The sequence below is a fragment of the Pirellulaceae bacterium genome, from assembly GCA_019636385.1.
Classification (GTDB): Bacteria; Planctomycetota; Planctomycetia; order Pirellulales; family Pirellulaceae; genus Aureliella.
This window is the reverse complement of sequence record JAHBXT010000003.1, coordinates 957125-970232: the sequence shown is the minus strand read 5'-3', so window position 1 is coordinate 970232 and position 13108 is coordinate 957125. Positions and strand designations below refer to the sequence as shown.

General features: G+C 54.2%; 11 protein-coding genes. 4 read left to right on the top strand and 7 right to left on the bottom strand.

The window, feature by feature from the left end; all coding sequences use genetic code 11:
- Positions 1 to 79: 79 nt before the first annotated feature.
- Both KF752_14420 and ade read left to right on the top strand, forming a co-directional pair.
- Entirely contained in the window at positions 80 to 607 is a 528-nt protein-coding gene (locus tag KF752_14420) for a hypothetical protein (protein MBX3422746.1), read from the top strand.
- Between the two features lie 552 nt (positions 608 to 1159).
- On the top strand, positions 1160 to 2788 hold the full coding sequence (ade, locus tag KF752_14415; GenBank protein ID MBX3422745.1) for an adenine deaminase: 1629 nt from the start codon (positions 1160 to 1162) through the stop codon (positions 2786 to 2788).
- A 4-nt stretch (positions 2789 to 2792) separates the two neighbouring features.
- Here the strand turns inward: ade and uraH are convergent, their stop codons facing one another.
- The 7 genes from uraH to KF752_14380 are packed head-to-tail and all read right to left on the bottom strand — an operon-like array spanning position 2793 to position 9148.
- A complete protein-coding gene (gene uraH / locus KF752_14410) occupies positions 2793 to 3134 on the bottom strand; it encodes a hydroxyisourate hydrolase (protein MBX3422744.1) in 342 nt (113 codons plus the stop codon).
- A gap of 7 nt (positions 3135 to 3141) precedes the next feature.
- Positions 3142 to 3648, bottom strand: a complete 507-nt coding sequence (gene uraD / locus KF752_14405; protein MBX3422743.1) for a 2-oxo-4-hydroxy-4-carboxy-5-ureidoimidazoline decarboxylase — start codon at positions 3646 to 3648, stop codon at positions 3142 to 3144.
- The gene (gene allB, locus KF752_14400) at positions 3645 to 4988 is read right to left on the bottom strand and encodes an allantoinase AllB (protein MBX3422742.1); all 1344 of its coding nucleotides are present in this window, start codon (positions 4986 to 4988) and stop codon (positions 3645 to 3647) included. The genes uraD and allB overlap by 4 nt, the downstream gene beginning before the upstream one ends.
- A 27-nt stretch (positions 4989 to 5015) precedes the next feature.
- Entirely contained in the window at positions 5016 to 5861 is an 846-nt protein-coding gene (pucL, locus tag KF752_14395) for a urate oxidase (protein ID MBX3422741.1), read from the bottom strand.
- On the bottom strand, positions 5858 to 7123 hold the full coding sequence (locus KF752_14390; protein ID MBX3422740.1) for a M20 family metallo-hydrolase: 1266 nt from the start codon (positions 7121 to 7123) through the stop codon (positions 5858 to 5860). Before KF752_14390 ends, pucL begins: the two co-directional genes overlap by 4 nt.
- On the bottom strand, positions 7120 to 7890 hold the full coding sequence (locus KF752_14385) for a (S)-ureidoglycine aminohydrolase (protein MBX3422739.1): 771 nt from the start codon (positions 7888 to 7890) through the stop codon (positions 7120 to 7122). Before KF752_14385 ends, KF752_14390 begins: the two co-directional genes overlap by 4 nt.
- 16 nt (positions 7891 to 7906) lie before the next feature.
- Entirely contained in the window at positions 7907 to 9148 is a 1242-nt protein-coding gene (locus KF752_14380; GenBank protein ID MBX3422738.1) for an allantoate amidohydrolase, read from the bottom strand.
- A 146-nt stretch (positions 9149 to 9294) separates the two neighbouring features.
- Between KF752_14380 and KF752_14375 the strand changes: the two genes are divergently transcribed.
- Positions 9295 to 10728 (top strand): FAD binding domain-containing protein, encoded by a 1434-nt coding sequence (locus KF752_14375; GenBank protein ID MBX3422737.1) that lies wholly within the window; start codon positions 9295 to 9297, stop codon positions 10726 to 10728.
- Complete coding sequence (gene xdhB / locus KF752_14370) at positions 10725 to 13082, top strand: xanthine dehydrogenase molybdopterin binding subunit (GenBank protein ID MBX3422736.1); 2358 nt, start codon at positions 10725 to 10727, stop codon at positions 13080 to 13082. Before KF752_14375 ends, xdhB begins: the two co-directional genes overlap by 4 nt.
- Positions 13083 to 13108: the final 26 nt, after the last annotated feature.

Below are 13108 nucleotides of genomic sequence, written 5' to 3'. Positions count from 1 at the left end.
CCTAGCGTTTCAAGACCCGCATCTGCCAGTGTTTGGCGGCTGACTATCAGACGGGTATGTTCTCTGAGTTGTAACCGACATGCAATTCCTTCGCAGATATTGGATAGCCGGACTGGTATTATTGCTGGTGCTGATCCATGGGGTCATCATCGGCTACATCCGTTCAGAAGCCAAGCAGGTCAAGATCACCGCCAGTAACGAAATACCAATCGGCGTGTACTACATCCCATCGTCTGATCGGCAATGGATGTCGCAGATGCGCATTCACGTGCTGGCAAAGCGGGAACTGCGATTATCAGCCAAAGCGACTATCGAACTGCACCGCTGGCTGATTCACGAATCGATCGAAGAATGCTTGCGACAGCTTGACCCTGCGCTGTTGACCGACCCTGCGCTGGTGGAGGTAAAGTCGAAGGTCAAGTCGGTCATCGAAGAAACGCTACAAGATAAAATCGTCGAGCGCATTGTCATCAATGACCGCATCGACTTGCCGCTACGTCAATTCCAAGCTAAGCCTGCCTACGACTTGACTACTGTCGAACCGATTTATGAAGGCAAACCCATCTTCCAGCGCATCAAGCCCAGCGATGAAGTTGAAGTCCGCTAGAGCTCAAGCGATTGTAAAAGAATTCGCTTGCAGGCATTTAATTCGCTTGCTGAACTGTAAAATTTCTCAGCAGCTGTATACCTGGCTGCGGAAAACTCTCGATTCTACCCATCAGGGCGGTGCGACCGTTGCTAAGTAAAGTGTCGCTCGCGCTATCTGATGTGGAGATCGCTACCGTCGTCTCGCTGCTCGTGGTGCTGGCCTAAGAATGAGACATTCTGCGCCTAACCCGCAGTCGACTATGACCCAGACGATGGCTATTGGGCAACGGTCTGAGACCGAGGGCAGTAGCCGATAAGGCAAACAACGGAATCTGAGTCGCAAGAAATTGAGATTCGTTGATTCGCGGCCCGACGATAATTTGGCTGCCGAAACTGTCTCGGCTTGGATCCTGGATGAGATTACAATCTGTTGCGGCTGATTATTGCCCCCAATGCTAAATCCTCGCTCTCCTATGCCTACTCTAAACAGCTATTGAAGTTCCGTGGCGACTCTTAATCGATTGTCGATTGGTCGAAGCCCTGACTGCAGCGCACACCTACAAGTGCTTTTATGGATATTAAACGCATCGTCGCAAACATTGTAGACGCCGATCGACAGACAATAGTTCCACGCGAAGTGATCGTCGACGCTGGGACGATTGTAGACATTCGAGCAACATCTCAAGCGAGTTCGACGTTCTTAATTCCTGGCTTTGTGGATGCTCATGTTCACGTGGAAAGTTCGATGCTCGTGCCAGCGGAGTTCGCACGAGCTGCGGTCGTGCATGGTACGATTGGCAGCGTGTCTGATCCTCACGAGATCGGCAACGTGCTGGGAGTGGCTGGAGTCGAATTCATGTTGCTCAATGCCGCCACTGTACCGTTCAAGTTTTGCTTTGGTGCACCTTCATGTGTTCCAGCGACTACCTACGAGACCGCGGGTGCTGAAATTACGGTGGCAGAGGTGCGAGCGTTGTTGCGCGATCCGCGCATCGGGTATTTAAGTGAAGTCATGAATTTTCCGGGAGTTTTGCGCGGTGATCCAGATATGCTGGCGAAAATCGCCGCCGCATTGGAACTGGGAAAGCCGGTCGATGGACACGCACCCGGTCTCCGCGGGAAACAGGCCAAGGACTATTTCGCTGCGGGAATATCAACCGATCATGAATGCTTTTCGAAGCCAGAGGCGTTGGATAAGCTGGCTGTCGGCTGCAAAATTGCCATTCGCGAAGGCAGTGCAGCCAGAAACTTTCAGGAACTGTACGAGTTGATCAATGACTTTCCAAACGATGTCATGTTTTGCAGCGACGATAAACATCCCGACGAATTGATTCTGGGGCACATCAATCATTTGGCGTCGCGCGCTGTCCAGGGTGGAATGGATCTCTTCAAGGTCATCCGAGCTGCAAGCCTCAACGCTATCGAGCACTACCAGCTACCGATCGGGCGACTGCGAATCGGTGACCCGGCCGACTTTGTCGAACTGGTCGATTTGACTAACTTTCTTGCGCACAGAGTATTCATTAATGGTCAGTTGGTGGCCGAGCGCGGCCAGAGCCTGATCAAGACCTCGCAGGTGCAGCCTATCAACCGGTTTGAGGCGCGCTGGTGCACACTCGATAGCCTGGCGGTAGCTGCGGCAACCAACAACATGGTAGTTATTCGGGCACTGGATGGCCAGTTGATTACGCAACGAGCTACCGTGCCCGTCGTCAAACAGGCTGGTCAAGCCATGTCAGATCCTGACTCAGATGTGCTAAAACTGGTCGTCCTGAATCGCTATCGAGAGGCCAGACCAGCTGTTGCGTTTATTCAAGGCTTCGGGCTCAAACGCGGGGCGCTCGCATCATCGGTCGCTCATGATTCTCATAATATCATCGCGGTTGGCGTAGACGACCATTCGATTTGCCAAGCAATCAATCGGGTGATTTCGATGCAAGGAGGGTTGGCGGTCTCGCATGGCGACGCGATGCTCGATTTGCCGTTGCCAGTGGCGGGGTTGATGTCCACTGAGCCGATTGAGTGGGTTAGCCAGCGCTATTGCCTATTGGATGCAGAGGTCCGCAAGATGGGTAGCCAACTGCGAGCGCCTTTCATGACGCTGTCATTCATGGCCTTGTTGGTAATTCCCGAATTGAAGCTAAGTGATCAAGGTCTGTTTGACGGCCAACTATTTCAATTCACAAATACGTTTGTGTAAGAGCCTAACTGCCGCGATAGACGGAATAACCATACGGACTCAACAAAAGCGGTACATGATAGTGCTGCTGCGTGCTGCTGATCTCAAACTCAATGGTCACTTGCGGAAAGAACGTCTGTTGTCCAGTGGCTGCAAAGTACTCTCTAGTGTCAAATATCAGCCGATAGATACCGGCGACCAGCGCTCCATTGTTCAAGAAATCGGTAATGCGTCCGTCGTTGTCAGTTGTCTCCTGAGCAACTAATTGCCAGGTGTTCAGCGTTTGTATTTCCAGACGCACAGGCACGCCGGCAGCGGGTTTGCCTGTGGAGGTGTTTAAGATATGCGTTGTAATTGTGTTTTTCATGGGGGGATCATTGAACCAATTTTTGTAGTCGGCTGCGTGTGATCTGGCGTTGTTCGTTAGCCGCGATCCTCAATTCCACTTCGCGCTCGTTGGGAAGACGCGAACAAAGGATTTCCAGCATTTGCTCGGCGCTCTTTCCGGTGGCATAGACGATAAAGATGAAGCCGAATTTTGCATAGTACAGCTCATTGCATCGCTTTAATTCTTGCAGGCAGACTTGGCTGGCAGCGTTGACTCCTGACTGTTCTGCGGCTGCCCAGTGCTTAGTGCTTGCGTCTTGGGTGCGCAGGGTATTGACATTGCCAATGCGCGGGTGTCCTGCAAACGCTTGCAGCCAGTCGGATGTCTGCAAACGGTCGGCTGCCTTGTCCGCCGCAAGCTCAAGTTCTGCCTGGCTGGCGAACGGTCGTGCGCTGAGCATCATTTCGATCCAGGCTTCAGATGCGCAGCAATGCTCCAGTTTGAACCGGGCTTGCTCGTGGTCCAATTGATTCAAATACTCGGCGGCGTTCATCGGCGAATGATATCTCCTTGGGGAGCGCTCGATAGCGTGCCACCATCATAGACCAACTGTCCGCGCACAAAGGTCTTCAGTGTCTTGCCGCGCAGGAGCTTGAATACATAGGGCGATATGCCATTGCGATGCAAAACTTCATTCGGTTGGACACTCCAGATTGGAGTACTGTCCCAGACGACCAAGTCGGCATCCAGTCCAGGTTGAATGCTGCCCTTGCGATGCGAAAGTTTCAGTAGCTGCGCAGGTCGTGTCGACATCCACTGAAACAACTGAGGCAATTCCACACCGTCAGCTTGTAGGGCTTGCCAGACTGCGGGCAGCATGAACTGTACACCGGCAATGCCTCCCCAAGCCAGTTGCACGTTGCCAGTTTCAATGCATTTCAGCTCAGCAGGACATGGGCTGTGGTCCGAGCCGATAGTATCAATCAGGCCTAACAGCAGAGCTCGGCGCAGGCCTGCCCGATTGTCTGCGGAGCGAATGGGTGGAGCACATTTATAGATGGGCTGCCGGTCAGCTATCTCTTCCATTGCGAAGTAAAGATAGTGTGGGCAGGTCTCCACAGTGACTGCGACACCGTTGCGGCGTGCTTCCGCCAGCTCCTGCCAGATGGCTGCATCGGCAGTTGCCAAGTGTACGATGTGGACCTGACAGCCATGCAATCGCGCCAGTTCCAGCAACATGCCAATGGCGTTGATTTCCCAGCGGCTGGGCCGTGAATGCACATACTCGACATACGAGTCAGGTCGTGTCATGGGAGGCGGCAGGTCATCGGCTAGCTCCGCATGCACTAACAGGGGGACGTTGGCTTGAGCCAAGAGCCGCATTGCAAAATCAAGTTCACGGCGCGTAACGGCGGGGAATTCCTCCAACCCAGAATCACACAGGAAGGCCTTGATGCCAAATACGCCCGCGTCAATCAATTCGGGAATGTGTTGCAGATTGGTAGGCACCAGACCGCCGTAAAAGCCAACATCTACCCAGCATTGGTGTTGCGCTGCAGCGACCTTCTGCAGTAGTGCGTCGGCACTGGTGGTGACTGGACTACTATTGAGCGGCATGTCGATCAGCGTCGTAATGCCGCCTGCGGCCGCCGCCTGGGTCGCGGTGACAAAGCCTTCCCATTCGCTGCGTCCCGGTTCGTTGATATGTATGTGCGAGTCGATCAGTCCCGGGCCAATGACCGCGTCGCCATAATCCAAAACTTCTGTCAGGCTGACCGCCCTGGCCATGGTGGTGACTTGCTCAATCTTGCCGTCCGCAATGACGATGGCTGCTGGACCGATGCAGGCCGGCGTAACCACCTGCCGGCTGGCGATGGCAAAGCGTTGTTTCATCGGGGTATCCTTGATGTCTGCCAAGGCTTAGGCTCGGCCAATGGTTGCTGAGATGTCGCCGTAGGGTTCATCGGTAGGGCAGAAAATGGCATTGGGATTGTCCAGCCCCAACCTCGACAGATCCACTAGCAGCCGATGCTGATTGGGCATGGCAAGTGTGATATCTCGAATCTCGGGTAGGTCCTGCAAGACTCTGTGACCAATGCGATAAATCGTATATTGCACAGACGGGCTGTATTCGCTCGAGAACATCTGCAAGATTGCTGAGCGAACCCGTTGGCGCACAGTATCGCATTGAGTTGGAAGGTCCGTCCAACGCCACGTCGAGTCTACGGTGGTTGCAAAAACCCGATCCTCGGTCGGCTGAAGGGTCGTATAAGAATCGACGATGTAACCGACAAAGCCCGAAGCAGTTGTTTTTAGTACTTGCAAGCCGGAGATGCCTGATTCGACAAAGCAATGCTCACGACTCTGCTTGACATGGCATTTGGCAACTTCTAATGGCCCACGTACAAAGGAATGCGCGTGAGGTTGGCCAGCGACGATCGCCCGCTGCCAGCAAATTTGCTCAATTCGAGCCGATGCGCAACGGACATGCCGAAAGTGCTCTAAGAAGTGAGCGGTCAATTGCATGGCGTAGTTCTCAATATCGACCCATTCGACTCTGCGAGCTACCGCATAGACCGTGTTTTTGATCGTATCTGTCGGTATCACTTGGCAATTGTCTCCGGTCAGATACGTTTCTTCAAACTGGCCCTCCAGTTGTACGTGAGCCGTGCATTCGACCAGGTGGTGGAAGTTGTCTTGTCGCGTCACCTTGGTAAAGCGAACTTGTGATTTGCCGTAACTGTGAGCTTGCAGTTGAACATTCATGCTGGAGCTTCCAAATCAGAGGATAATGTTGCCAGCGTGTGCGCTAGTACTTTGACGCCGCATTCCAGCGCGTCGAGCGCAACGAATTCATCGGGCCGATGGCTATACCCACGGTAACAGGGGATGAACACCATGGCCACCGGTGCGATGACCGCCATGAACAGCGTATCGTGGTACGCGCGACTAGTCATTTCCAGATAATCCAGGCCCAACTCCTGACAGGCGTGCCGAATAGCTGATGCAATCGTGGCGGATGACCTGGCGGGAGGATCAGCATTGATGACCTCTAGCAACACTTGCAAGCCGCGTTCCGCTGCAATTGACTTTGCCGAGCTGTGAATTGCCTCGAGCACTCGATTGCGCCGAGCGGCATCCACATCGCGAACGTCTATTTCCAGGTCGACCTGCGCAGGGATACTATTGACCGCGCACGGGTGCACTTTGACGTAGCCAGTGGTCGCCACTGTATCGACTGACCCCAGTTCCAGCGCATGCTGCTGGACGGCCAACGCCAATGCGGCAGCACCTAGAAACGCGTCTTTGCGGTCGGCCATCAAGACTGTACCTGCATGCCCACCCTGGCCGATGAACGAACAACGCAGCGCAGCAGGTGCCGCGATCGCTTGAACGATGCCAATGGGAATCTGTTGTTGTTCAAGAAGCGGACCTTGTTCGATGTGCAGCTCGATCCAGTGAGCAAAATAATCGGTGGCGAGTCTTACTGAACTCAACGCACCTTCTAAACCAAATGCCGTGCGCGTGGCTTCGAGTGTATGGCCCTGATCGTCGGTCAACCGACTGGCACGCTCGGGCGGCAGTACCCCAGCCATCAATCTCGATCCCAAACAACCCAGGCCATATCGCGTGGGCTCTTCAGCTGTAAACATCACTAATTCGATCGACCGCTTGGGTTCAAAGCCGGCAGATTTTAGTGCACGAATAGCCTCCAATCCGCCCAGCACGCCTACCGTGCCATCAAAGCGACCGGAATGGGGAATGGCATCGCAATGCGATCCGGTGCCGACGGCGGGCAACGCTGGCTGGCTGCCGACCCAGCGCGCGAAAATATTTCCCACAGCATCGATACGCACCTGCAGATCGCAGGTTTGAAATAGCTCTAGTAAATACTGTCGAGCGGCTTGATCGGCCTGCGAAAATACAACTCGCGTGACTGCCGGAGGTGAAACATCGCTAAATGTAGCCAATTGCAGCAGTTCGCGATTCAACCGCTGACCATCGACGTTCCACCGCTGCGCATTCATCTCCAGTCCTCTAATGAATCGCGATAGACGTCCTTGTAGTACAGATATGTCGAAGGCGCCTTACCCATGGCGACCCACCATTGCGGGCAATAGCTGGCCATCCATATCACGTCACCAGCCGTGATTGGATAGTAGCGATCGCCCAGTCGATAAACGCCCGCTCCCTCTAGCAGTAACAATCCATGTTCCATGACATGGATTTCCACCAGAGGTAATGTCGCTCCAGGCTGGAAGGTAAACAAATTTACCGCCATATCGAACTGTGGGTCTTGGGGCAGCAAAGTTTTCAATTGCGCGTCCGAATCTCCCATAAACGGCTCAGAGCTGACTTTCGAAGCATCGCCGATAACGGCTGGTGGAGCCTCGCGAGACCCCTTAAGCGGTATAAATTGCTTTTCAAACACCGCCAAGTTCGCAGGTTGCTTGGCTTCCGCGATCCAATCTGAACCGGCAGGCAGATAGGCATAATGACCTTCAGCTAACATATGTCTCTGATTGGTGGCTGCTGAGTGCAATGTCACGCAGCCGCTGGTGACGTAAATAAACCGCTCAACCGTGTCAGGTAGCACATCGCTACCAGACGCCGCGCCCATTAAAGCCGTGTACTGCATGAAGCGCGCGCCTAACGCGGGCGATATGTGAATGATGGCTTCAGTGTTGCGCCAGCCGACCAAGGGGGCTCGGACGTGTGTGTCGGGAGTGATCAAAGCATGATTGCGCTCAATGCTGGAACGAGTCGATCCAAATACGTTCAGTGAAGTGCTCATGTGGATGGTAGGTTAATTAAGAGTTTCTGAAAGCAGCGGCTAGCAGGTCAATAAAGTGATACATTACCCGCAGGCCCGCTTCAACATCGCTGACCTGAACTGATTCATCTGGATGATGGCTAATACCATGCTTGCAGCGCAGGAACAGCATCGCGGTGGGAGCAAGGCGGGACATGACCACCGCATCGTGTCCTGCCCCGCTAGTCAACCGTAAGACGGGTTGCTGAGCCACATGGCAGGCGGACTCCAGGGTAGCAATCAATCGAGAATCTAGCGCCACAGCCGCTTGTTCTTGGCAGTCTTCCCAGTGAAATGCCAATCCTCGTGAGCTGGCAACTTGTTGACCAATCGCCTGCAAATGTTTAGCTGCAGCGTGACGTACCGTATCCAACTGGTGGCGGGCGTCCAGCCGCACGACGACTTCTCCAGCAATGACGTTAGGCGTGTTGGGGTGAATTTGAGCGTAGCCGATGGTGGCAACCAACCCGGGCGTGTCGCGAGCATACTGTTCCACGGCCAGAATCCACTGAGCTGCCGCCGCCAGAGCGTCCGCCCTCAAATGCATAGGAGTGGTTCCGGCATGTGCCGCCCGCCCGACAAACCGAGCGGTGGCACGTGTCTGTCCTGCGATGCCATCGACCAGACCCACAGCCAACTGGGAAGTTTCCAGTACTGGGCCCTGTTCGATATGTGGCTCCAAGAAGGCCAGAACCCGATTAGCAGGTAAAGTTGCCGCAGCGATATTTTCTGGCTGTCCTCCAAATGACTGCATGGCTTGCCACATCGGGATTCCTTGGTTGTCAGTGCGCTCCAGCAACTGAAGGTCAAAGCAACCAGCTAAAGCTCGCGATCCAATGTAGGGAGTTCGAAAACGCACGCCCTCCTCTTCTGAAAAGGCAATAGCCTGAATCGTAAAAGGTAGTTCAGTCGATCTGGCTTGAAACATCTGCGCTGCCGCAATAGCAAACATTATCCCTAGCGCACCGTCGAATCTTCCGCCATCAGGCACCGTGTCAATGTGCGAGCCAATCAGCAATGCAGGCCGTTGATCTACCGCTGAGCGCCCGATTACGTTGCAGGCTGCATCCAATTGAACCGTCAATCCAGCCGCACACATCCATTGCTTAACCAACTGGACCGCTCCAGCCGTGGCCGGCGAGCAGAAGGTGCGACAAACCTTTCCGGGCAATTCGCTATGTGCAGCGATCTGGTCGCAGCGCTGCATGATTTCAGCAGCGAGAGCGGAAAAATCTGGCAACAACTCAATTTACCCTGTTGGCTGTGGAAACGCTGCTCGAAAAAACTGGCCGGGATAGTATAGTATCTCGCGGTAGCTTATTCACGCCAGCCGTCAACAGGAACTGGCTGAGCGAAATCTAGCGACGATTAGATGCACGGCTTGCCATGCGCGACTACCTATTGTTCTATATCAATGGTCAAGCTCACCAAGTGTCCGGCCAGGAGGCTTGGCTGACGCTGAGCAGATACCTCCGTCAGCGCTTGCGATTAACGGGCACAAAAGTTGTCTGCGAAGAGGGGGACTGCGGTTCTTGCAGCGTACTGGTCGCCGATTTGCGACAAGCCCAGCCAATCTACTACCCCATCGACGCGTGTATCGCTTTTCTGTTCCAATTGGATGGAACGCATATTGTCACCGTCGAGGGGCTGAGCGATCCACAGCGGCTAACCAGCGTGCAACAGGCAATGATTGATTGTCAGGGGTCGCAATGCGGGTTTTGTACCCCCGGCTTTGTGATGGCCATGACGGCAGTGATGGAACGTCAAAGGGTTGCCAATCCAGTCGCTCGTGATCAGCCCTGTGACTGGCCGCTGGAACTGTCTGGTAATCTGTGTCGCTGTACCGGGTATCAGCCAATCTTGAGCGCCTGCCAGCAAGCGAGCAGTTCGGATTACCAAGCCCTTGAAAACCGCTATGCGATGCAGACTCTGCAAACTATGTATCGGCCTTACCAGGACGATAGCGTTTGCATCCAGCATGAGAACCAGCGGCTGTTTGTGCCGCGACAGCTGGCAGAGTGCGTTCAGCTAAAGAGCGCATTTCCGGCAGCGCGGTGGATCGCTGGGGCAACCGACGTGGGTGTGCAAGCCAATAAACTTCATGCCTGTCCTGACGTGGCGATCGTGCTCCGCCACATCGAAGCCTTGAAGTCGATCGAAGTTGCGACCGATGCAATTACGATTGGCGCGGCAGTTTCATGGACAGAAATACTGCCTGTTTGCCAGCAGCATTTCCCTCAGTTCGCCGAGATCATCAAGATATTTGGCTCGCCCCAGATTCGCAACATGGGCACTATTGGCGGCAATCTCGCGAATGCTTCGCCTATCGCAGACTCGTTGCCGCTGCTGCATGTCTTGGAGTGCCAACTGGAGCTGGTGGGCTGTGAAGGTAGCCGGTGGGTCAATATCAACCGATTCTACAAGGCTTACAAGCAGATTCATCTCGGACCAACAGAGATGATTGCAAGAGTCATGTTGCCAAGATTCAGCCCGGTGGATCGCTTGCGGTTGTACAAGGTTTCGCGGCGACGCGATTTGGACATCTCAACGTTTACGGCTGCGATTCGTATGCACATCGAGTCTGATGTTGTACAGCAAGCCTCACTCGCGTTTGGGGCAGTGGGTCCAACGGTTGTTAGGCTCCCGCGCACTGAGGCCTTTCTGCAAAACCAACCCTTTACGATGCAGACCATGCAGGCTGCGGGCGCGTTGGTTGTCGAAGAGATTTCTCCGATCAGCGACGTGCGTGGCTCGGCCGACTATCGGTATCAACTGGCTAAGAATGTTCTAGCGAAATTCTATTGTGAGGAAACCAGATGAGCTACGTAGGCCAGACCATTCCTCATGATTCAGCCCAAGGGCATGTTACCGGTCGAGCCGACTATTTAGATGATCTTCCGCGCTACGAAAATGAATTGGTAGTTGGAGTCGTTGGCAGTCCTGTCGCATCGGGCAAGTTGCAAGCGATCGACCTAGATGCGGCTCGACAGATGCCGGGTGTAGTAGCGGTGTTAACACATGCGGATATTCCCGGCCATAAGGTCTTTGGACCTTTGTTTCAGGACGAACCTGTTCTGGCCGGCGAGAACGTGTTGTATGTGGGACAACCAATCGCACTGGTGGCGGCCATTGACGAGCAGTCGCTGCGCCAAGCCACTGCGGCCGTCAAGCTGGCGATCGCCAGCACGACACCGATCCTGTCGATCGATGAAGCCATCCGCGCCCAGCGCTATATCGGCATCCCGCGCACAATCGCACAGGGAGATGCGGCACAGGCGATGGCGCGTTGCCAACATACGCTATCAGGCCGTTTTATAAGCGGTGGCCAGGAGCAGTTTTACCTGGAATCGCAAGCGGCAATCGCGATACCGGGCGAAGCCGGCCAAGTGACCGTGCTTTCGTCTACGCAGAATACAACCGAAATTCAGAATGTGGTCGCCGAGGTTTTAGGCGTTGGAAATCATCAAGTGGTCGCGATTTGCAAACGCATGGGTGGTGCGTTTGGAGGCAAGGAAACGCAAGCAGCTCTGCCCGCCGCCTACGCCGCCTTGGTCGCGATGAAGTCCGGAAGGCCTGCGCGATTGATCTACGGCAAAGACCAAGATATGCAAATTACCGGAAAACGACATGCATATCAAACCGATTGGAAAGTTGGCTTTGATGAGTCAGGACGCATCGGCGCTTTGCAAGTGCAGATTTACTCCAACGGTGGAGCTGCTGCCGATCTTTCGACATCCGTACTGGAGCGGACGATGATGCATATCGACAACGCCTACTACTTGAGCGATGTCGAAATTACCGGTCGTGTCTGTTTTACGAATCTTCCTCCCAACACAGCGTTTCGTGGATTCGGAGGACCGCAGGCCGTCGCGATCATCGAGAATATTATCGAGGAGATAGCTGGCCAATTGAACGTGGATAGCTTCGAGGTGCGGATGCGCAATTTGTATGGCGTCGGTCAGCGCAATCAAACGCCTTATGGACAAATCTATGCTCGCAACCATCTACCCGAGATATTGTCGGCCGTGGTCGTGAATTCACAGTATGCAACCCGTCGAAAAGCAATCGAATCGTCTGCCGAAGATCCCTGCGTTCTGCGTGGCATTGCTGTGACTCCTGTGAAGTTTGGCATCTCGTTTACTACAAAGTTTCTGAACCAAGCTAACGCGCTGGTGAATGTTTACACCGATGGTACTGTTCAGGTCAGCACGGGTGGTACGGAAATGGGGCAGGGACTTAACACCAAGATTCGGCAGATCGTAGCGGATGAATTTGGCATCGACTGGCACAACGTAATCGTGATGCCTACCTCGACCGAGAAGAACAACAATACCTCACCGACAGCAGCTTCGGCGGGAACAGACTTGAATGGAGCTGCCGCCGTAGATGCGTGTCGCACCATTCGTGAGCGGCTAGCCAGTTTTGTGGCTCGCACGTTTACCAAACCAGAGCTAGGCTTGTGTGAATCGCCTAGCAATGTCGTGTTCCACGATGGCTGGGTGTATGATGATCGCTGCCCCAATGATTCCAGAATTAGCTTTGCAGAGCTGTCAAAGCGAGCGCGATTGGAACGCATCGACTTGGGAGCACGCGGCTTCTATAAGACGCCGGGCGTGGACTTTAATCGCGACACTGGCAAAGGCAATCCGTTTTTGTATTTTACGCAAGGCGCAGCGGTGGCCGAAGTCTCGATCGATCGCTTCACTGGGCAGTTGCAAGTACAACAAGTGGATATTCTGATGGATATTGGTCAGTCAATAAATCCAGGCATTGACCAGGGCCAGATTTTCGGCGGCTTTGTGCAAGGCATGGGGTGGGTAACCGCCGAGGCGCTGATTTATGACGACCAAGGGCGGCTCTTATCGCATTCACCAACTACCTACAAAATTCCAGCGATTACCGATATCCCCCCAGTATTGCGATGCAGCTTCTTCGAAAACTCGGACAACGTTCTAACGGTGGGGCGGAGCAAAGCCGTCGGGGAACCGCCTCTGCTGCTCGCAGTGTGCGTGTGGGCCGCAGCCAAGGATGCTTTGCGGCGACATTCCGTCATTTCGGCCCAAGCACTAACCTTGCCGGCCACCGGCGAAGAGATTCTGCGCTGCCTGCAATGTTCAGACGTGCCACACGCCCGGCAGAATCACCACGCCACGACGGTGATCCACCAGCCGTAGCCTACTCGCTGGTCACCCAGCTGCTG